This is a genomic window from Acutalibacter sp. LFL-21, from assembly GCF_025630755.1.
Taxonomy (GTDB): domain Bacteria; phylum Bacillota; class Clostridia; order Oscillospirales; family Acutalibacteraceae; genus Acutalibacter; species Acutalibacter stercoravium.
This window is the reverse complement of the sequence record NZ_JAOTNT010000002.1, coordinates 261691-281810: the sequence shown is the minus strand read 5'-3', so window position 1 is coordinate 281810 and position 20120 is coordinate 261691. Positions and strand designations below refer to the sequence as shown.

Annotated in this window: 19 protein-coding genes and 3 tRNA genes; 3 read left to right on the top strand and 19 right to left on the bottom strand. The window is 59.0% G+C overall.

Going from position 1 to position 20120, the window contains the following annotated elements; all coding sequences use genetic code 11:
- Positions 1 to 9: 9 nt before the first annotated feature.
- From adhE to ODJ80_RS03590, 10 genes are all read right to left on the bottom strand, one after another.
- Positions 10 to 2616: a bifunctional acetaldehyde-CoA/alcohol dehydrogenase gene (gene adhE / locus ODJ80_RS03630; protein WP_263040961.1), complete on the bottom strand. Its 2607-nt coding sequence runs from the start codon at positions 2614 to 2616 to the stop codon at positions 10 to 12.
- A gap of 22 nt (positions 2617 to 2638) precedes the next feature.
- Positions 2639 to 3274 carry a redox-sensing transcriptional repressor Rex gene (locus tag ODJ80_RS03625; protein ID WP_178864077.1) on the bottom strand — a complete coding sequence of 212 codons (636 nt, stop codon included), beginning with the start codon at positions 3272 to 3274 and terminating at the stop codon, positions 2639 to 2641.
- Between the two features lie 168 nt (positions 3275 to 3442).
- On the bottom strand, positions 3443 to 3655 hold the full coding sequence (locus ODJ80_RS03620) for a hypothetical protein (protein WP_263040960.1): 213 nt from the start codon (positions 3653 to 3655) through the stop codon (positions 3443 to 3445).
- Entirely contained in the window at positions 3583 to 3909 is a 327-nt protein-coding gene (locus ODJ80_RS14160; RefSeq protein ID WP_442863888.1) for a DUF1284 domain-containing protein, read from the bottom strand. The genes ODJ80_RS03620 and ODJ80_RS14160 overlap by 73 nt, the downstream gene beginning before the upstream one ends.
- Before the next feature lie 74 nt (positions 3910 to 3983).
- Positions 3984 to 4538 carry a biotin transporter BioY gene (locus ODJ80_RS03615; RefSeq protein WP_263040959.1) on the bottom strand — a complete coding sequence of 185 codons (555 nt, stop codon included), beginning with the start codon at positions 4536 to 4538 and terminating at the stop codon, positions 3984 to 3986.
- The gene (locus tag ODJ80_RS03610; RefSeq protein ID WP_263040958.1) at positions 4535 to 5545 is read right to left on the bottom strand and encodes a biotin--[acetyl-CoA-carboxylase] ligase; all 1011 of its coding nucleotides are present in this window, start codon (positions 5543 to 5545) and stop codon (positions 4535 to 4537) included. Before ODJ80_RS03610 ends, ODJ80_RS03615 begins: the two co-directional genes overlap by 4 nt.
- A 150-nt stretch (positions 5546 to 5695) precedes the next feature.
- On the bottom strand, positions 5696 to 6529 hold the full coding sequence (locus ODJ80_RS03605) for an MBL fold metallo-hydrolase (protein ID WP_263040957.1): 834 nt from the start codon (positions 6527 to 6529) through the stop codon (positions 5696 to 5698).
- Between the two features lie 254 nt (positions 6530 to 6783).
- Positions 6784 to 8469 carry a glutamine--tRNA ligase/YqeY domain fusion protein gene (locus ODJ80_RS03600; RefSeq protein ID WP_263040956.1) on the bottom strand — a complete coding sequence of 562 codons (1686 nt, stop codon included), beginning with the start codon at positions 8467 to 8469 and terminating at the stop codon, positions 6784 to 6786.
- 53 nt (positions 8470 to 8522) lie between these two features.
- Entirely contained in the window at positions 8523 to 9974 is a 1452-nt protein-coding gene (gene gltX / locus ODJ80_RS03595) for a glutamate--tRNA ligase (protein ID WP_263040955.1), read from the bottom strand.
- Positions 9975 to 10105: 131 nt separating this feature from the next.
- On the bottom strand, positions 10106 to 10837 hold the full coding sequence (locus tag ODJ80_RS03590) for a M15 family metallopeptidase (protein ID WP_263040954.1): 732 nt from the start codon (positions 10835 to 10837) through the stop codon (positions 10106 to 10108).
- Between the two features lie 107 nt (positions 10838 to 10944).
- On the opposite strand from ODJ80_RS03590, the gene ODJ80_RS03585 reads away from it, so the two are divergent.
- The 3 genes from ODJ80_RS03585 to ODJ80_RS03575 all read left to right on the top strand — a co-directional run bounded on the left by ODJ80_RS03585 (position 10945) and on the right by ODJ80_RS03575 (position 12360).
- Positions 10945 to 11388, top strand: coding sequence for a hypothetical protein (locus tag ODJ80_RS03585; protein WP_263040953.1), 444 nt, complete (start codon positions 10945 to 10947; stop codon positions 11386 to 11388).
- A 162-nt stretch (positions 11389 to 11550) separates the two neighbouring features.
- The gene (locus ODJ80_RS03580) at positions 11551 to 12204 is read left to right on the top strand and encodes a gamma-glutamyl-gamma-aminobutyrate hydrolase family protein (protein WP_263040952.1); all 654 of its coding nucleotides are present in this window, start codon (positions 11551 to 11553) and stop codon (positions 12202 to 12204) included.
- A 72-nt stretch (positions 12205 to 12276) separates the two neighbouring features.
- Positions 12277 to 12360, top strand: a tRNA-Leu gene (locus ODJ80_RS03575).
- A gap of 396 nt (positions 12361 to 12756) precedes the next feature.
- Here ODJ80_RS03575 and ODJ80_RS03570 read toward each other — a convergent pair.
- The 9 genes from ODJ80_RS03570 to hisF all read right to left on the bottom strand — a co-directional run bounded on the left by ODJ80_RS03570 (position 12757) and on the right by hisF (position 20119).
- A complete protein-coding gene (locus ODJ80_RS03570) occupies positions 12757 to 13671 on the bottom strand; it encodes a hypothetical protein (RefSeq protein ID WP_263040951.1) in 915 nt (304 codons plus the stop codon).
- A gap of 200 nt (positions 13672 to 13871) precedes the next feature.
- Positions 13872 to 14420, bottom strand: a complete 549-nt coding sequence (locus tag ODJ80_RS03565) for a hypothetical protein (protein WP_263040950.1) — start codon at positions 14418 to 14420, stop codon at positions 13872 to 13874.
- 584 nt (positions 14421 to 15004) lie between these two features.
- Positions 15005 to 15697 carry a tRNA (N6-threonylcarbamoyladenosine(37)-N6)-methyltransferase TrmO gene (gene tsaA, locus ODJ80_RS03560; RefSeq protein ID WP_263040949.1) on the bottom strand — a complete coding sequence of 231 codons (693 nt, stop codon included), beginning with the start codon at positions 15695 to 15697 and terminating at the stop codon, positions 15005 to 15007.
- On the bottom strand, positions 15694 to 17718 hold the full coding sequence (locus ODJ80_RS03555; protein ID WP_263040948.1) for a right-handed parallel beta-helix repeat-containing protein: 2025 nt from the start codon (positions 17716 to 17718) through the stop codon (positions 15694 to 15696). Before ODJ80_RS03555 ends, tsaA begins: the two co-directional genes overlap by 4 nt.
- A 172-nt stretch (positions 17719 to 17890) precedes the next feature.
- Positions 17891 to 18466, bottom strand: a complete 576-nt coding sequence (locus tag ODJ80_RS03550) for a histidine phosphatase family protein (protein WP_263040947.1) — start codon at positions 18464 to 18466, stop codon at positions 17891 to 17893.
- A gap of 123 nt (positions 18467 to 18589) precedes the next feature.
- Positions 18590 to 19048: an undecaprenyl diphosphate synthase family protein gene (locus ODJ80_RS03545; RefSeq protein WP_263040946.1), complete on the bottom strand. Its 459-nt coding sequence runs from the start codon at positions 19046 to 19048 to the stop codon at positions 18590 to 18592.
- Positions 19049 to 19050: 2 nt separating this feature from the next.
- Positions 19051 to 19127 (bottom strand) — tRNA-Pro (locus ODJ80_RS03540).
- 35 nt (positions 19128 to 19162) lie between these two features.
- Positions 19163 to 19236, bottom strand: a tRNA-Gln gene (locus tag ODJ80_RS03535).
- 115 nt (positions 19237 to 19351) lie between these two features.
- Positions 19352 to 20119 carry an imidazole glycerol phosphate synthase subunit HisF gene (gene hisF, locus ODJ80_RS03530; RefSeq protein WP_263040945.1) on the bottom strand — a complete coding sequence of 256 codons (768 nt, stop codon included), beginning with the start codon at positions 20117 to 20119 and terminating at the stop codon, positions 19352 to 19354.
- Position 20120: the final 1 nt, after the last annotated feature.

Here is a 20120-nt window from a genome sequence, read left to right as displayed (position 1 = left end):
TCCGTTTATTTACTTGCCGTAGTAGCACTTCAGGTAGATTTCTTTGATCTCGCTCATCAGCGGATAGCGGGGGTTGGCGCCGGTGCACTGGTCGTTGAAGGCGTTCTCCACCATTTCGTCCAAGGTATCCAGGAAGTACTTCTCGTCTACGCCGTAATCCTTGATGGTCTTCTTGATGCCGATCTTCTCCTTCAGGTCTTCCAAAGCCTTGATGAAGTTCTCGAACACTTCGTCGTCGTTCTTGCCCTGGATACCGCAGAACCGAGCAGCTTCCACATAGCGCTGCTTGGCATGGGGGTACTGATACTGGGAGAAGGTGCCCATCTTGGTGGGAACTTCCGCAGCATTGTAGCGGATCACGTCGGTGAGGATCACAGCGTTGGCAATGCCGTGGGGCAGGTGATGGTAAGCGCCCAGCTTGTGAGCCATGGAGTGGTTCACACCCAGGAAGGCGTTAGCAAAAGCCATACCAGCCATACAGGAGGCTTCGGCCATCCGCTCACGGGCGTAGGGATCGTTGGCGCCGTTCTCATAGGCGGAGGGCAGGTAATCAAACACAGCCTTCATAGCCTTCAGAGCCAATCCATCGGTGAAGGGAGTGGCCATGATGGACACATAAGCCTCGATGGCGTGGGTCATAACGTCGATACCGGAAGCAGAGGTCAGGCCCTTGGGCTGAGTCATCATGTTGTCGGCGTCCACAATAGCCATGTTGGGCATCAGCTCGTAGTCCGCCAGAGGCCACTTGGTGCCGGTCTTCTCATCGGTGATGATGGCGAAGGGAGTCACTTCGGAACCAGTACCAGAAGAGGTGGGGATGGCAACCATCATAGCCTTCTCGCCCATCTTGGGGAACTTGTAAATACGCTTGCGGATATCCATGAAGTCCATGGACATGGACTGGAAGTCGGCCTCGGGATGCTCGTACAGCACCCACATGATCTTGGCAGCGTCCATGGGAGAGCCGCCGCCCAGAGCAATGATCACGTCGGGCTCGAAGTCGCGGATCTGCTCCACGCCCTTCATAGCGCAGCCCAGGGTGGGATCGGGAGCCACATCGTAGAAGCAGGCGTACTGAATGCCCAGCTCGTCCAGCTTATCGGTGATGTTCTTGGTGAAGCCACTCTTGAACAGGAAGGAGTCGGTGACGATAAACGCCTTCTTGCGGTTGTATTCGGTCTTCAGCTCATCCAGAGCCACGGGCATACAGCCCTTCTTAAAGTAAACCTTCTCAGGCGTTCTGAACCACAGCATATTCTCTCTCCTCTCGGCAACGGTCTTGATATTGATCAGGTGCTTGACACCCACGTTCTCAGAAACGGAGTTACCGCCCCAAGAACCGCAGCCCAGGGTAAGGGAGGGAGCCAGTTTGAAGTTGTACAGGTCGCCGATACCGCCCTGGGAAGAGGGAGTGTTCACCAGGATACGGCAGGTCTTCATAGCGGCCTGATGCTTGGCCATCTTTTCCTTCTCGGCAACATTGATATACAGAGAGGAGGTGTGGCCGTAACCGCCGTCAGCGATCAGATGCTCGGCCTTTTCAATGGCCTCATCGAAGGTCTTGGCATGGTACATAGCCAGCACGGGAGAAAGCTTCTCGTGAGCGAACTCCTCGGAGATGTCCACGCTCTCCACTTCGCCGATGATGATCTTGGTGGTTTCAGGCACATCCACGCCGGCCAGGGCAGCAATGGTGTGGGCCTTCTGGCCAACGATCTTGGCGTTCAGGGCGCCGTTGATGATGATGGTCTTACGGACCTTTTCAGTTTCAGCCTTGTTGAGGAAATAGCAGCCGCGCTTGATGAACTCATCCTTCACAGCCTTGTAGACCTTATCCAGAACGATCACGGACTGCTCGGAAGCGCAGATCATGCCGTTATCAAAGGTCTTGGAATGGATGATGGAGTTGACAGCCAGCACCACATCGGCAGTGTCGTCGATGATGGCGGGAGTGTTGCCGGCGCCCACGCCCAGAGCGGGAGTACCGGAAGAGTAAGCAGATTTCACCATGCCGGGGCCACCGGTAGCCAGGATGATGTCGGCTTCAGCCATCAGGGTGTTGGTCAGTTCCAGGTTGGGGATGTCGATCCAGCCGATGAGCCCGTCGGGAGCGCCGGCCTTTATGGCAGCGTCCAGCACCACCTTGGCAGCCTCGATGGTGCACTTCTTGGCCCGGGGATGGGGGCTGATGATGATGCCGTTGCGGGTCTTGAGGGAAATCAGGCACTTGAAGATGGCGGTGGAGGTGGGGTTGGTGGTGGGGATAACCGCGCCGACCACACCGATGGGCTCAGCGATCTTTTTGACGCCGTAGGCCTTGTCCTCCTCGATGACACCGCAGGTCTTCGTGTCCTTGTAGGCGTTGTAGATGTACTCGGCGGCATAGTGGTTCTTGATGACCTTGTCTTCCACCACGCCCATGCCGGTCTCCTCTACGGCCATCTTGGCCAGGGGAATACGCTGCAGGTTGGCGGCCATAGCGGCGGCGCGGAAAATCTTGTCCACCTGCTCCTGCGTGTAGCTGGCGTAGATTTTCTGCGCCTCGCGCACCCGGGCAAGCATTCTCTCGAATGTTTCCAAGTTCTCCACAGTTTCGTAAGTCACATTTGTGTTCATGAAATGATCCATCCTTTTTTATTTATTTTGTGCTGAATCTTTCCTTTAAATGGTTGGACAAGATGGCGAGGGGAACTGCCATATTTTCATTTTGCACCAGAATCCCCTCAGGCACGTCCAAATGGACGTTTGAAAAGTTCCAAACAGCCAATATCCCGCTTTTGATCAACAGGCTGCACACCGCCTGGGCATGTTCCCCGGGCACGGTGATAATCCCAATGCGCACCTTCATCCGGCGGCACAGGTCTTCCAGCCGGTCCATGGGAAGGATTCTCTTCCCGCCCACTTCTGTGTTGACTGCCAACGGGTCCGTGTCGAAGCCGGCCACGATGTTTAGACCATATTCCACAAAACCCTCATAGGCAAGCAGCGCCTTTCCCAGCCGGCCGGCGCCAACCAGCACGGCGTCTTGCGCGTTGTCATAGCCCAAAAAGGCTTCCAGCTCGCGGATAAGGTCTTCACGCACATATCCCACCTTGGGCCTGCCCGAGCTGCTGATGGAGGCAAGATCCTTTCTCACCACCACATGGTTGATGTTCAGCGCTTCTGCTATTGCCGTTGCCGAGATGTGCTTTGAATCTCCCTGCAGCCCCTTCAGGTAACTGAGATATGTGGGAAGCCGCTGCAAAGTTTGCTTGGAAACACTCTGGCCCGGCACACTCTTCACCTCTTTCCCCCTGACTTTGACAATATTTTAACAGATCCCCTTCGGATTGTAAATTGGCAGGAGCGATATACCGATATTAAAATAGCGATTAAATTTGTGCACTTCGCCGCCTTTGTTAAACCGAAGGGAAATGATGGTTAAGAACGATGAAATCGCCTCTTAAAGCACACAAATTTTAAGCAGAATTCCAGATTTATACACACTTATTTTAGTATATTCTCCGCTTGAAAGCAAGAGGAATTTCAAAAAAGAAAGGGAAGCCCCTGCTTTTTCCAAAGGAGCTTCCCTTTTCCAGTATATTACACAAAGCGCTGCTTTCTCATTTTTTGGAAAAGCCCCCAGGAGCAGAGACCTTCCCTTTGCCAGCGGCATCCTTCACAGACAGACTTCCACTGCGCCTCTGTGACACAGCGAAGCCTCTCCCCTGCTTGTTCCGGCACAACCCTCTGCCCCGGAATAAGCCCCACAGCCGCGAAGGCGGCAGCATCCCGCCGGGCCGCATCTTCCGTTCCCAGGGCACATTGATCCCCGGGCCGGCAGTTGGGGCAAGCGGAACACAGGCTGTCGCAGTCTTCACAGAGGAGAAACGCCTCTCCACGGGACAGCGCTGCCAAGACTTCTCCCATCCGGGCGGCAAAGGCCCCGTTATAGCCCTTGCCCTGGAACAGGGAGGCGCAGAACAGATGATGCCCCCGCAGCCTCATACCAGGGTCACCAGCCGGGCTTTCTCCAAGCTGCGCAGGATGGCAGCCGCCGCCAGATAGGCCACCACAAGAGAGGCCGCATCCTTCAGCAAATAGGGGGCTGAGGCCAGCAGGAAGGCATTCCAGGGAGACACCGCCGAAACAAGGGCAAACTGGAAAGAGCCGCACAGGTGGCATACCACCAGCCCCAAAAAACCCACGGTCAAGGCCAGGGCCCTGTTTTTCTGCCGGGCCCCCAGGCCGCAGAGGAAAGCCATGGGCAAAAAGGCCCACAGATAGCCGCCGGTCATGCCCACAAAGGAGCCAATCCCCCCGGAAAATCCAGCAAACACGGGAATCCCCACTGCGCCTAAGGCCAAGTAGACCCCCACAGCGGCGGTCCCCAGCCCCGGACCCAGGGCAAACCCGCACAATGCCACAGCAAAGGTTTGCAGAGTAACAGGAATCCCCGTGGGCAGGGGAATGGAAATCTGAGACAGCACGGCCAGCAGCGCCGCAAACACACCGGCCACCACCATGCGGTGGAGCCTGCTTTTCCATTGAAGCTTCATGGCGTTTCCTCCTTATGCCCCTGGCGGAGCTGGTCTAAAAAGTCTTTGGAGAGCTGCACCTCTCCTGTGGAGAAGGCCGTCTCCCTGCCATCCGGCAGGCGCACCTGGAGCCGTGCCTCCTCATCCACCCCCAGCACCCGACAGCGGCCGGACCGTTCCCCCTGGGTGTAGGTGACTTCCAGCCCGGTGAGCAGGCAGCGGCGGCGGTACTCCTCCATAAAGGGGCGGGCAGGCATAGCTTCGTACCAAGTGAAAAACCGGTTCAAGATCTCCGCGGCCAGCCGGGTGCGGGCCCCGGGAGGCACCTGGTCCCGATACAGGGCCCCAGCAATATCCCGCAGCTGGGGGGAGAAGCCCCCCTCCGGCTCCCGGACATTGACGCCCATGCCCAAAACGGCGTATTGCAGCCCGCCGGACTCAAAATCCACGGCGGCCTCGGTGAGGATGCCGCAAACCTTCCGGCCCCGCAGGTACACGTCGTTCACCCATTTAATCTGGGCGTGCTCCCCCGTGACGGCGTCGATGGCCTGGGCCACGGCCACGGCGGCCGCCGTGGTGATGGAGAGGGCCTCCTCCGCAGAGAACCGGGGCCGCAGCAGCACACTAAGGTACAGTCCCGTCCCTTTAGGAGAAAAGAACGCGCGGCCCAGCCGCCCCTTCCCCTGGGTCTGCTGGTGGGCAATGAGCACCATGCCCTCCGCCCCGCCGTGCTCGGCAATTTGCTTGAGCAAGGTGTTGGTGGAGGTGACGGAGTCCTGCACGTCGATGGCACAGCGACGGGCGGGGCCAGTGAGCAGCCGCCGCACCCCCTGGGGTGTCAGCACGTTTTTTTCAGACACCAGCCGGTAGCCCCGGTTGGTGGCTGCCTCAATCTCGTATCCTTGCTCCTTCAGCTTCCCCACAGCTTTCCAGACGGAGTTGCGTGTGATGCCCAGCTGCTGGGCCATCTCTTCCCCCGAAAAGGGGTGATTGGCATTTTCCAGCAATTCTAAAACCTTATCTGCCACAGACAAGGGAAGCCCTCCTTTCCTAACACTCTGTTTACAAGGGTAGCACGGGAAAACAGAATTGTCAACCTTTATGAATTCTCAAGGGTGACAATTTGCTCACAAAAAAGGGCCGCCGGAACAATCCAGCGGCCCCTTGTAAAGGCGTCCTTAAAACTCCAGGGTGAGCCCGTCGTAGCTGGCAAGCATCCCCTGAGCCTGGGCTTGGGCGGAAAGCTCTTCGTAGCTGCCGCCCCCGTTGTGGGAGAAATGGTTGCACACGAACAGAGTCGCACCGTCCGCCAGGCCCATGTCTACCAGCCGGTCCCGCACCTGGACGTTGACGCTGAAGCCCATGTGGTTCTGCCGGTTCTCGTCGAAGCCGTGGGTGCAGTCCAGGCTCACCAGGCCCAGACGCAGGTCCTTGCGAGCGGCCAGATAGTCCCACACCCCGTCCAGGAAGTAGCCGGTGTCGTGGGCGTAGAGCAGGGCCTTGTCCCCCTTCTCCACAAGGTAGATAAGGGCCCGCTCAGTGTAGCAGTGGTCGGCGGGCAGGGGCGTGACGCGGTACTCCCCGGCGGTGAAGGTCTCGAAGGCCGTGGCCACCTGGCGCTTCACCGTGTCCAGGATCTTGGGTTCCTCCGCCCCCATGCCCTCCTCCAGCTGGCGGCACACCTTCTCGTTGCCGTGAAGGGTGAGGGTGTAGGCGGGGTCGTGGTGGCCGAAGGGCTCCACCGTGGCCTGCAGGTCGTCGGGGTACCAGTGGTCCATGTGGGAGTGGGTCACCAGCAAATCCGTGACCTTCAAAAAATCGAAGTTGTTCCGCAGCCAGTGCAGGTAGGTGTCCGGGGGAAAGTCAATGAGCAGGCTCTCATCCACCAGGGCCTGGGTGCGGGTGCGCACGCTTTTGCCACCCTCTTGGCGGGCTTTTTGGCACACCGGACAGGTGCAGAAAGGAGCGGGCAGCCCCTCTGAGGCGGCAGTGCCCAAATAGGTGATCTTCATGGATAAAACCTCTTTCCGAAGAACATTTTTCAAATTTGCTATGGCCTGCGCGCCCCGTCGCACCGGGAACGCCGCAGCCCTTTCAATACCACTTGAAAAGCGCCCTAAAAGCGCGCCCCGCAGCGTGGGTTCAGCGTCACGCCAAGGTTTTCTTTTCTTGCCTCTTCCACAGGGTGAAAAACCGCGGACACCGCGCTGACAGTCCCCACCGGGCAAAGCGCCCTAAAGGCGCACCCCGCGGCTTGGGTCCAGCGTCACGCTGGCTTGAAGCTGTCCTTCAGCTTGACGGAGCGGTTGAATACCAGGGCACCGAGCCGGGAATCCTTGTTGTCCACGCAGAAGTAGCCCTGGCGCAGGAACTGGTAGCTCTCCCCCGGCTTGGCCTCGCCCAGGCACTTCTCCACCTTGCAGCCGGTGAGCACCTTCAGGGAATCCGGGTTCAGGTAGTCCAGGAAGTTGCCCTCGTCGGGATTGGCCACGGTAAACAGGTTATCGTACAGGCGCACCTCCGCGTCCAGGGCGTCGGCGGCGTTGACCCAGTGGATGGTGGCGCCCTTCACCTTGCGGCCGTCGGCGGGGTTGCCGCCCCGGCTCTCCGGGTCGTACTCAGCGAACACTTCCACCACGTTGCCTGCCTCGTCCTTCTTGCAGCCGGTGCAGCGGATGAGGTAGGCTCCCTTCAGGCGGCACTCCGGGCCTTCCGGGTAGAGGCGCTTGTACTTGGGCACCGGGGCCTCCAAAAAGTCCTCCCGCTCGATATACACCGTGCGGGAGAAGCTCACCGGGCGGGCGCCCTCCTCGGGCTTGTTGGGGTTGTTCTCCACGTCAAACAGCTCGGTTTTGTCCTCGGGGTAGTTGGTGATGGTCAGCTTGACGGGGTCCAGCACGGCCATGGCCCGGCGGGCGTTCTGGTTCAGGTCCTCCCGCAGGCAGTACTCCAAAAAGGCGTACTCCACTGTGGAGTTCACCTTGGAAACGCCGTTGCGCTCGCTGAAATTGCGGATGGAGGCGGGGGTGTAGCCCCGGCGGCGCAGGCCGCAGATGGTGGGCATGCGGGGGTCGTCCCAGCCGTCCACATAGCCCTCCTCCACGAGAGTGCGCAGCTTCCGCTTGCTCATCACCGTGTTGTTGATGCCCAGGCGGGCAAACTCAATCTGCCGGGGCTTGCTGGGCAGGGTCACGTTCTGGATGACCCAGTCGTAAAAGGGCCGGTGGTCCTCAAACTCCAAGGAACACAGGGAGTGGGTGATGCACTCCATGGCGTCCTCAAAGGGATGGGCGTAGTCATACATGGGGTAGATGCACCACTTGTCCCCAGTTCGGTGATGGCTGGTGTGGTTGATGCGGTAGATGACCGGGTCCCGCATGTTGAAGTTGCCGGAGGCCAGGTCGATCTTGGCCCGCAGGGTGTAGCGGCCGTTCTCAAACTCCCCGGCCCGCATGCGGCGGAACAGGTCCAGGCTTTCCTCCTTGGGCCTATCCCGGTAGGGGCTCTGGGCGGGGTGGGTCAGGTCGCCCCGCATCTCCTTCATCTGCTCGGGGGTCAGCTCGCAGACATAGGCCAGGCCCTTTTCAATCAGCTCCTCGGCCCCCTTGTACATGTCCTCAAAGTAGTCGGAGGCATAGTAAAACCGGTCGTCCCAATCGTAGCCCAGCCAGTGGATGTCCTCTTTGATGGCGTCCACATACTCCACGTCCTCTTTGACGGGGTTGGTGTCGTCCATGCGCAGGTTGCAGATGCCGCCGAAGCGCTCTGCCGTGCCGAAGTCAATATAGATGGCCTTGGCGTGGCCGATGTGCAGGTAGCCGTTGGGCTCGGGCGGGAAACGAGTGTGAACCCGCATCCCCTCGGTGCGGCCGCCGGGGCCCATGTCCTCTTTCACGAAGTCGTCGATAAAGCTTGTGGAAGGGATCTCCTCAAAATTGATTTTCTCGCTCATTGCATTCACGGTTCCTTTCTAAGGGATTACGTTGATGTATTTCCAAACCAGGCTCAGGCCTGGAGCTTGGCAAGTCCGGCCCGCAGGCGGCGCAGGGCCTCTTCCCGGCCCAGCAGGGCCAGGATCTCCATAGCCCCGCCGGGGGTGACCTGGGTGCCCGCCGCAGCGATGCGCACCGGCCACAACAGGGTGCCGTTCTTCACGCCCAGCTCCCCTGCAAGGGCGATGAGGCTGTCGTGGATAGCGGTGACGTTCCAGTCGGGCAAAGCCTCCAGCACGGGGATGGCCGCCTGGAGCATCTGGGGGGAGTTTTCCAAGTTGGCCTTGCTCTTTTTGTTGACGAAGAAGTCCACAGGGTAGTCGGGCAGCTCCTTCAAGAAGTGGAGCAGGCCGGGGATCTCCTGGAACTTGGTGATGCGGGCCGGCAGGATGGAGTAGAGCACCTCCCAGGGCTTGTCCTGCGCCCCGAACACCTCTCTATAATAGGGCATGGCGTGGGCGGTGAACTCCTCCTCCCCCATGGCCTTGATGTACTCGGCGTTGAACCAGTTGAGCTTGTCGTAGTCGAACACCGCGGGGGACTTGCTGATGCCCTCGATGGAGAAGGCCTGCACCAGCTCCGGCAGGGAGAAGATCTCCTGGTTGTCCTTGGGGGCCCAGCCCAAAAGGGCGATGTAGTTGGTGATGACCTGGGGCAGGTAACCCTCGGCCACCAGGCCCTCAAAGCTGGTGGAGCCGTGGCGCTTGGAGAGCTTGGACACCGAGCCGTCCTCGTTTTTGCCCATAATCAGGGGAAGGTGGACGTAGGTGGGGATCTCCCAGCCAAAGGCTTCGTACAGCAGGTTGTACTTGGGGGTGGAGGTGAGGTATTCGCTGCCCCGCACCACATGGGTAATGTGCATCAGGTGGTCGTCGATGACGTTGGCAAAATTGTAGGTGGGGTAGCCGTCCGCCTTGAGGAGCACCTGGTCCTCAATCTCCTTGTTCTCGATGGTGATGGAGCCGAACACCGCGTCCTCAAAGGTGGTAGAGCCCGTCAGGGGCACCTTTTGGCGGATGACGTAGGGCGTGCCCGCCTCCAGCAGCCGCTGGACCTCCTCGGCGGGCAGGTCCCGGCAGTGGCGGTCATAGCCGCCAATGCCCTCCTCATTGTGAAGGGACTCCAGCCGCTCTTTGGTGCAGAAGCAGTAATAGGCCTTGCCCTCCCGCACCAGCTGCTGGGCGTAGGGCTTGTAAAGGTCCTTGCGCAGGCTTTGGACATAGGGGCCGTACTCGCCGCCCACGTCCGGGCCTTCGTCGTGCCGCAGGCCCACCTGGTCCAGGGTCTTGTAGATGACCGCTTCGGCGCCCTCCACCAGGCGCTCCCGGTCCGTGTCCTCAATGCGAAGGACAAACTTGCCCCCCTGGGACTTGGCCACCAGGTATTCATACAGCGCCGTGCGCAGGTTGCCCACGTGCATAAAGCCCGTGGGGCTGGGGGCAAACCGAGTTCTGACTGTTGCCATGCTCTATCTCTCCTTGCGGCTTTCAAAAAGCCGGATTTTCTCAAAGACCGCCCCCTAAGCCGGGGCGTGTCACAATACAAGATATTATATCGCAAGTGGAAGGGCTTGGCAACAGGAATCTGCGGGAAAGCTCAGCCCTCTCCCCCGGCTTTCACATACAGGACGTACTCCTCCAGGCACAGGCCCAGCCGTTTCATAGCCTGAGCGTGGGGCCGCCCCACATAGCGGTAATGCCAGCTCTCCTCCGCGATGCCAGTGACGCTTTCCTTCCCCGCCGGGTAGCGCTGGATAAAGCCGTATTCCGCCCCGTGTTCCTGAAGCCAACGATACGCCTCTGTTAGGGCAAAATCCCCGGAAACATCATTGAAGTCCAGGGCCAGGCCGGTCTGGTGCTCGCTGTGGCCGGGCAGGGCGATGGTCCGCAGGGCATCTTCTAACGCTTGGCCTGCTTCCATGCCCGCCTCCCGGTTTTCCCGGACGGCATGGTCAAGCAGCGCTTGCTGCCGCGCTGCGCTCCGGTAGCCGGAAGCCGTCCACAGCCAGACGTTCTCCTCCTCCGCGGCGGCCAGCAGGGCGGACAGGTCCTCCCGCATCCGGGAGTCCACCACCTGGTCGTCCACCAGAAAGGGGGTGAAGGCCCAGTCCTCCGGCAGGGGGACCTGCCCGTTCACCAGCACCAGCAGGGGGTCGGAGAGCTGCTGATACTCCGCAAAGGCATCCTGCTCCACCGCGCCGTTGACCGGGGCGGCCCCTGCCTCCGGCAGTGCCGGAGGCAGGGGCCCTCCCAGAATCTGGCACCCCAAGGCCACCCCCAGTCCCAGGGCGATGACCGCCGCGGCCACTGCGTTCTCCTCCCGTTTCACAGAAGGTCCCTCCTCTCGCTTTGGATTTTACATCTCTTTGACGCGCATTTGACTCATTCTTAAATCCGCCCCCTTATACTGAAAAGAAAACCCACGGGGGGATTTCCATGAAAGCAAAGCGCCGTGCTCTCATTCCCGCGCTGTTGAGCGGAATTCTGGCTCTGGGTCTGCTGGCCCGCTCCTCCACCCGGCTGGCGATGGACCTTCTCTACCCCTTTTCCACGGCGGACACCGCCGCCCACGAGCTGCGCATCTTTTGGAAACAGCTGGGGGAAGGGATATGCGGTGCTCTCTGCGCTGTCTACCTTCTGGGGATGCTAGTCCTGCTCTGCCTGGCTTGGTCTGGAAAGCTGCGGGTTCGCTGTTCCTCTGCTTTGCTGTTTCTCCTCTCCCAGGGAGGCTTGGCGCTTCTATGCACCCTCCCCTTCGCTTGGGTGGACAGCCGCGCTTTCTTCGATTATCTTTTCCCCCTATGGGGATTGTGCGGCAGCCTGCTGCTGTTCTTTCTGCTCTATGGAGCCGCAGCCCTGGTCCGCGCCAGGCGCCGCTAGAGGCGGGAACAGCGGCAGTTTCCCTGCGAAGGGCTTTTTCTTTTTCAAAGCTCTTGATTATTCTCCCCAAAAAGCGCATAGTTAATGAAATGGGGCTTGCAAAACCCCTGGGAAAATGATACGATTGCTTTTTCAAAAAATCTCAGAAATGGGGCATGACCTGTGACAAAAATATATGGATACGGAGTCCGTGAAAAGCTGGCCAACTACGCCAGCGCTCTGGAGGGATGTGGGGCTGAATGTGTATTCAGCCTGGACGTGGAGGAGGCCCTGGACTGCCAGGGGCTGCTGCTGCCCGGCGGCGGGGACATCGACCCGGCCCGGTACGGCCAGCCCTCCGCTGGAAGCGAGGCCCCAGACCTGCAGCGGGACGCGGCCGAGCTGGAGCTGGTGTCCCGCTTTTTGGTATGGGGGCGGCCCATCCTGGGCATCTGCCGGGGGATCCAGCTGCTCAACGTGGCTCTGGGAGGAGACCTGATCCAGGACATCCCCACGGCGGCGGATCACAAGCACGACGCCGCTCTGGGGGACCGGGTGCATGGAGTGGAGGCCGCGCCCGGCAGCTTTTTGGAGGGCCTCTACGGAAGCGCCTTTCCCGTAAACAGCGCCCACCACCAGGCTTTGGGACAGGTAGCCCCCGGGCTGCGGGTGGCGGCCCGCTCCCAGGCGGACGGGGTCATCGAGGCGGTGGAGTGGCCGGAAAAACGGATTTACGGCGTACAGTGGCACCCAGAGCGCATGTCCTTTACCCTGCGCCGGGAGGACACGGTGGACGGCCGGCCTATCTTCGATTTCTTTCTGGGGCTGTGCCGGTAAAAATTTCCCGGGAAATGAATTCCCATCTTGACAACATTGTGCCTGAATGCTATAATACTCAGCGTTGGTTATGCGCGAGTGCTGGAACTGGCAGACAGGCACGTTTGAGGTGCGTGTGTCTACGACGTACGGGTTCAAGTCCCGTCTCGCGCACCAGCGGCAAGCTGCCGCTCCCAAGTCGCGAACTTCACCTTGTGGGGTTCGCGATTTTTGTTGCCCGCGTTTTTCATTGACATCTATTTTATCACCCTAACCCAGGTCTTGAATGGCTTGATTCCTAGTTTTCTAGGTTTCAAGCCATTTTTCTTGCTTTTTAATAACCGTTATCGCGGCATAAAACGCGGGAAATATACATCGAAACCGCCACAAAATCACACGATATCACACGGAAGATCACACAAAAAAGCCCCGGAAATTCCAGGAATGATCCCAGGAAAACCGGGGCTTTTCTCAAAGCTTTCGGACAATGCTGGCAGGAGATGATTCAAACTGCTGTCAAACGAACGACGCGGCACACGAAAGAAGCAAAAATCGTCTTTGTTTTATTAAAAGTCATGGCCCCAAATACGCCCGCAGCTGGGCCAGAGCTTTCGGGTCGCAGTAATACATGACATGGTCGACCTCGATAGTCTCGTTGGTGAAGTGGTAGGAGCGGCTGACATAGGGGGGAGCGTCTTCTTCGTAGTTCAATTCCACGGCGTACAGAAATGCGCTGCCGCCACCGCTGCTCAACTTCAAAATCTCTTTGCGGCGGTACTGGAGCCCGTTGAGAAGTTCAACGATCTCCTGATACTCCTTGTCCTGGGGGAAAAAATCTCTGTACTCTCCACCTCGGTTATCGCGTTGGATGCGGATGGAATCGGGATACTTCTCCTGGATGTGAAAGACTGGTTCCTCCGAGGCCATGGTGTAGTCCAGTATGATTTCTGTCCGCCCGGGAACAGGTTGAACACTTAGGCAGCACACGGTGTCTTCGCTGGCCGGCCACTCTTCCCACCAGGGATATAGGAACATTTCCCACTGGTCCAGACTAGCAGCTGCGGCCGCTTTGAAGGCATCATCGGACAGGCGGTACTTTGTTTCGGGGTAAGTGATGGCCTGGCCATAGGCTTTGGTAAACTGGGAAAGCAGCCCGTCCACTAAGGAGGAAAGGTCCTCCACAGGGCCTTGATAGACATACCGCACACCGAAGAGCGTGTTGGTATCCGGCTCGAACAGCAGCTGCTGGGTGAATTCCATTTCCTCAAATAGGACTGGCTCCGGCAAGTCCCGGATATTCCGCATTCCCCCGTAGGAGAGCTCCACCCCCAGCGCCGCCTCCACAGTGTCTATATCTTGGCCATATAGGTCTTCCCAGGAGGATAGCTCTTTCCCCTGCAACAGAATGGTAGATTTTGGCTGGCACCCCCCGCAGACCAGCAACAAAAGGGCCAGCAGCGGCAAACAGAAAAGGGATTTCCACTTCACGGGGCACGCCTCCTTTGCCATGTGTTTTCGCAGCGAGCCATGAAGTTGACTTTCGGGCCTCTCGAAGAAAATATCACAAAGCCTAATATGAGAACGTGGTAAAAGTATATTGGGGAGAGAAACCGTTTTCAGAAATCAACTCTCCAAAAATAATCTGTCAACATGGTGTCCATCCGCTACTTTAAGGTAGCTATCCCCCATTAAACCGGTGGCATTTTGCCAGTATAGTAGGGATATTCCCTCCGGTAGTTCTCGTAAAACCGCCGGATCTCCTCTTGATGGTAGCCCTGTTCTTTCCAGAAATTGTCCAAAGGATAGGAGAAAGAGCGGTTCAGACACTTTAAGTAAAGTGCTGCCTTTTTCTCTGCGGTCACTGCGGAAAAATGAGGATCTTTGGGATCATTGGTGAGCACGCGCTGAAACAGATTCCGGACATCTTCCAGAAAGCCCGACAATATTAGGGAGAACGCCTCCTCGCTAGAACAATACGAAACATGATCCATTCCCTCGGGAAAGAGTATCTCCCTCAATTCCTGATCATACCTTTCTTCCGCGAAGGATATCGGTGATCGTCCTGTATAAGCACAGTAAGCCGCCAACCGGCTGCGCACCTTTTTTACCAAAGCATTGTCCGGCCGTTTGCCCTGCATCAGCTCTCCGTCTATACAGTCGGCAAGCCAATCTGTTTCAGCCAGGAACCAGCTGCACAGTTCTTCTTTCGTTTTAATTTCCGAGTTATAAGCTATCATAGATATACCTCATCCCAAAATCAGTGATACACCTTGATTAAAGGTGGCATTGATTGGGGGAAGAAATGCTGCGTCATCAAGTATCCCCACAACGCTCAGATCATTGATAAACCAGAAAAACGCAGAGGGTTGACCTCTGCCAAGCTGCCACTAGAGGAAATGAGTTTACCCCAGGAGTCATCTTCCATTCTATTATATCGTCTCTTATTCCAAAAGGCCAGTAGTAAGAGGAGGAAAGCGCCGTGATTTTTTCATCTTTGATTTATCCCTTGCGCTGCGGCCTTGGAGGCCCCTGTGGAGGAGCCAAAGATAAAAAACAAGAAAGCACGGAGCGAACCCGCACTCCCCTGTTTTCCAGTGGTATTCCTGATAGAGCAGCAATACATTGGCGGGCGCAACGCCAAAGGCTTCCGGAAAGCTGCCGGAACACAGGAATGGCTCCCGCAAGGGAGCCATTCCTGTGTGTGCTATGCTTTTTTATTTGGCCACGTTCTGGTCGAAGTTTGCCATGATACTGCCCTTGCAGGCAATAAAATGGCTTGCAGGGTAAAAAATAGGGAAGCGCTGGAGCGCTCCCCTATTTTTTAGGGCGGGAGAACCTGCCGCACATGGAGGCTCTCCCCTTCCACGGTAAATTTGATTTGAAGCCCGGCAAAGGCCATCCCATAAACCCGCTGGGGGTCCTGTTGATAGGAAGGCCGGGGGTCCTGGGAGAGCACGCCCAGCAGGGCCGCCCGGTGCTCCTCTGGCACCTGGGAAAGCAGATCCGGGGGGAATTCCACCACAAGCCGGTCCCCGCGGTGCTGGTCGGAAAAGCCGCCTGCAGCCTCTGGCCGGCAGTCCGCCAGGGGCACATAGGGCTTCACATCATAGATTGGCGTCCCATTTAAAAGGTCGGCCCCCCGCACCCACAGCACCGGCCCCTGGGACGTGTGAAGCTCTACCCGCTCCAGTCTGACGCAAGAGAGCCCAATGGGGTTGGGGCGGAAGGGGGAACGGGTGGCAAACACCCCCATGCGCTGGTTTCCCCCCAGCCGGGGCGGCCGCACTGTCGGCGACCAGCCCTGGTCCGCCGTCTGGGAAAATCCCCACAGCAGCCAGAGGTGGGAAAAGCCCTCCATCCCCCGAAAGGCCTCTGGGGCCCGGAAGCCCTCCTCAAAGACCACCTGGGCGGAGACCTCCTCCACCAGGCCGCTCTGGCGGGGAATGCCGAATTTCTCCGTAAAGGGGCTGCGGATGTGGGCGATGGGCCTCAGGGCCAGGGTTTCCCCGTTCAAAACAGGGACTCCTGCAGTTCGCCCTCCTCCTGGAAGGGGCCGGGCATGGGATGGACAGCCCGATGGCGGCCAAAGTAATCCTGGTCGAAGAGGATGGGGCTGCCGTCTGGGTTTTCAAATTTTTCTTCGGGTTCAAAGGCCTCGCCCAGCAGCTCTGTGGAAACAAAAGGCCGTTCTCCCACAGGCAGATGGCGGTACAGGTCGGTCTTCAAGGTGTACTTCCCGTCCTCTTCCCTCAGCTCCAAGGAGACGGGCTCCTCCACCACCAAGGGGGACTCTTCCTTCTCCCAGGGCTGGGCGCCGCCGAAGTACACGTTGCCGGCGCTCCACACAGGCAGATGGGTGTAATACCGGTCCGTGGTGGGGGACCCCATGCCGCAGTATCCCTCGAACAGCTTGTCCCACTCCTGGAAGGTGGGGTAGCCGTTGTAGGGGAAGGTGCCCACCGCCACGTTGCTGTCATCCCACGCGTTGGGATGCTCCTTGGCGCGCCGGGCCAGCTCCTCCAAGGCGGGGTGCACCGGCTGCTGGACAAAAATGTTGTTGTAGAACCGCATATCCCCGTGGAGGAAGGTCATAAAGCCCATGACCTCCGTCCGGTGGGGCACATGGTAGGGGGTGTACCGGGGGGAGGGCAGGTTGGGCGCTCCGTTGTCCGTGCCCTTGCCCACGCAGGTCAGGCTCCCTCCGATCAGGTTGTGGACCACGGCAATACCCTGGGCCGCCAGCTTCAGGGACCTGGTGGACAGCAACAGGTTGTTGTCAATGAGGGTGGGGCCGTGGGAAACCTCTACAAAGATATCCTCCCCCATGCCCTGCAGCGCTTCGGGGGCCGGGTCCTCCCCCAGGTTGGGCAGGGTGTTGTCGTGGAACAGGTTCTGGGTGACACGGGTGCCCTGGGCCTGCCAATCCAGCCAAATGCCCCGGGTGCAGTGATGGATATGGTTGCGCCGGTACACTACGTCGATGGCGGCGTGCATCTTGATGCCGCCGATCTCCGCGCCGGAGAGGTTCTGCTTGTTATTGATGTGGTGGATGTGGTTGTCCTCGATAAGGGAGAACACCCCGCCCAGATGGCCCACAATGCCGGTCTGGCCACAGTCGTGGATATTGCACCGGCGGATGATGTGGTGGCCGATGTTCTCCTTGGTCCAACCCTGGATCTGGGCCAGGCAAATGCACTCCCGCTCGGTCTGGGTGCCGTCCTTATACTTCTTGTGGAGCCACTTGTTGTCGTTCTCCGGCTGATAATACTTGCCCAGGGAGATGCCGGAGCACTTGGAGTCGCTGAGCTCGCAGTCCTCGATGATCCAGCCCTTGGACCAGTGGGGGCCCACCATGCCCTCCTGATAGGCGGTGGGCGGGGCCCACTGGGTGGCGGCCTGGCGGATGACAAACCCGGAGAGGGTGATGTAGTTCACGCCGGTCTTACTGGGGTAGAAGCAGTTGCGCCGCACGTTGATCTCCACGTTCTCCCGGTTGGGGTCGGCCCCCTGGAAGTTGGCGTACAGCAGGGTGGTGTCCCCCTCCTGGCAGGTGTACCAGCGGTAGACGGTGAACTCCGGGTCCCAGGAGGCCAAGTCCTTCTGGGGATGGAGCACTCCCTCCAGGCTGTCCGCCTCGTACAGGGACTTGCCGTTTAAGTACACCTCGCCGGTATGGTAGGGGTGCTTGGGCTCGTACCAATCCCCTTCGATCAAGGTGGTGTAGGGGTTGTAGCCCCCAAACAGCCCGTTGGAGAGGCGGGCCACCCACACGTCCCCCTCATAGGGCTGCCAGGATTTCACAGGCTCCGCGCCGGAGATCACCGCGCCGCCAGGGACTTCCGAACGGTAGGTGATGCGGCAGGCGTCGCTCTCGCCGCCGTTTTGGGGGTCCACCCATTCCCGGTAATAGCCGGGCAGGACGATGACCTCATCCCCAGCCACCGCCACCCGGGCGGCCTCGGAGATGGTCTGGAAGGGCGCCTCCTGGGCGCCGGTGCCGCTGCGCCTGGCACTGGCGGAAACATAAATCTTCAAAACGATTCCTCCTTCAAAAGCATTTCTCCATCCAAAAGTGCCGCGCCCTTGGAAACCGTGCCCCAAGGGCGCTTTCACGGTGATTGTAGCATGACGGAGGCGGAGTGTCAACAAAGGCATGAAATTCCATATTTTTCGCGAAGCAAATTTCTTTGCCCCGCTCCGGCAGGCATTATGGCCTGTTCAGACAAACGGGCTCCCACCCCAGAAACTGCTTGCCCTGGAAGGTAAGCTTCACCACCCAGGGCTTGATCTTCACCATGGATAGAAAATCCTCGTATCCGTAGGCAGCGTCATAGAAATTGAGGACTGCGGAGAGAGCCATGCCGTGGGTGGCGATGGCCACGGTCTTCCCCGGGTAGGCCTCCAGCACCCTTTCCAGGACCCGGACGTTCCTCTGCTGAAGTTCCTCCAGGCTCTCGTCCCCCGGGACCTTGTAAGCGGGGTCCTCCCAATATTTCTGAATAAAGGGGAAGTAGTTCTCGTCAGGGTAAGAGTCGCTGATGGTCTCATGCTCCCGGAAGTCCTCTGCGGTCTGAACCGGCAACCCCTGCTTTTCCGCAAAATCCGCCAAAGTATCCACTGCCCTCTTATAGGGGCTGGAAAACAGCGCCGCCACCTCCCTGCCGCTCAAGAATTCCGTAACCAGGCGTCGGTCCCGCAGGCCCTGCTCCGTAAGGGGCCGCAGGAAGGGGTCCTGCACAGAGGCGTCTGACTGGGCGTGGCGGACAAAATACACAGTGGTCACAGCTTCTCCCTCCCAGAAATCACATTCCCCTTCATTATAGCACGCTCCCCGCACAGCGCAAGGGAGTTCCGTTCAGGCAGAAAAAATCCCGGCTCCTCTCCAAGAGAAGCCGGGCTGAGAGCGTCAAAATTTCTGGGCTGCGCGAAACGCCGGAAGGGGTCGCCCGCCCAGGGTCACGTCCTGCTTTTGATACCATTCCAAGGCTTGGAAGAAGTCCTCCGGCTGGAAGTCGGGCCAGAGCCGGTCCACCACGAAGAAATCCGCGTACACGGACTGCACTGGCAGAAAGCCGGAAAGCCGCCGCATGCCGCCCCAGCGGATCACCAGATCCACCCGGGAAATGTCATGGGTGCGCAGCTGGCGGCAGATCTCCCTCAGGCGCCGCACCGGACGGGAAAACAGAACAGCCGCCTGGTAAAAACGCGGGCAACAAAAATCGCGGCCACCGCAAAAGCGATGATCGCGGCTTGGGAGCGGCAGCTTGCCGCTGGTCGAGGTGACAAGATCACTGCCCGCTACAAGCGCGAGCGGCAAGGCAAAAGAAATAGCTGAGCCCGGAACGCGAATTGCGTCCAGGCTCAACCTGGTCGAGGTGACAGGATTTGAACCTGCGACTTCTACGTCCCGAACGTAGCGCTCTACCAAACTGAGCCACACCTCGTAAAAAAGCCTCGGCTCTCTCAAACCGAGGCTTTTTGGCAGCGGTACCAGGATTTGAACCCAGACAAACAGAGTCAGAGTCTGCTGTGCTACCCTTACACAATACCGCTATTTTTTGCCGCCCTGTCCGAACGGCAGTATTTATTATAACAGGTTTTTCGGAAAAGTCAACACCTATTTTTCATTTTTTTCAAAAGCCCGAAAAGCAGGCCCAAACCGGCACATTCAGCATGGCTCCCGGCGCACGGGGATGCCCCGGCCCGCCAGGTATGCCTTTAGCTCGGGAATGGAGATCTCCCGGAAGTGAAACAGACTGGCCGCCAGCACTGCGTCCGCTTTGCCCTGGGTGAAGGCGTCGTAGAAGTGCTCCATGGTCCCCGCCCCACCAGAGGCGATCACCGGGATGGACACCGCCTCTGAAATGGCCCGGGTCAGCTCCAGGTCGTAGCCCGCCTTGGTGCCGTCGCAGTCCATGCTGGTGAGAAGAATCTCCCCCGCGCCCAGGCGCTCCACCTCTCGGGCCCACTCCACGGCGTCCTTTCCCGTGTCCACCCGGCCGCCGTTGAGGTACAGGGTCCAGCCCCCTTCGGGACGGCGCTTGGCGTCCATGGCCACCACCACGCACTGGCTGCCAAATTTATAAGCCGCCTCCTGGATGATGGCGGGATTCCTCAGCGCGGCGGAGTTGACAGAGACCTTGTCCGCCCCGGCCCGGAGGATACGGGTAAAGTCCTCCACAGTGCGGATGCCGCCCCCCACGGTGAAGGGGATAAAGATGCTCTCCGCCACCCGGGTGACAATATCCACCATGATGTCCCGGGCATCGGAGGAGGCGGTGATGTCCAGCAGCACCAGCTCGTCTGCGCCCTGGCGGTCGTACTCAATGGCGCACTCCACCGGGTCCCCTGCATCCCGCAGGCCTACAAAGTTGGTCCCCTTTACCACCCGGCCGTTTTTCAGGTCCAGGCAGGGGATGATCCGTTTGGCGTACATG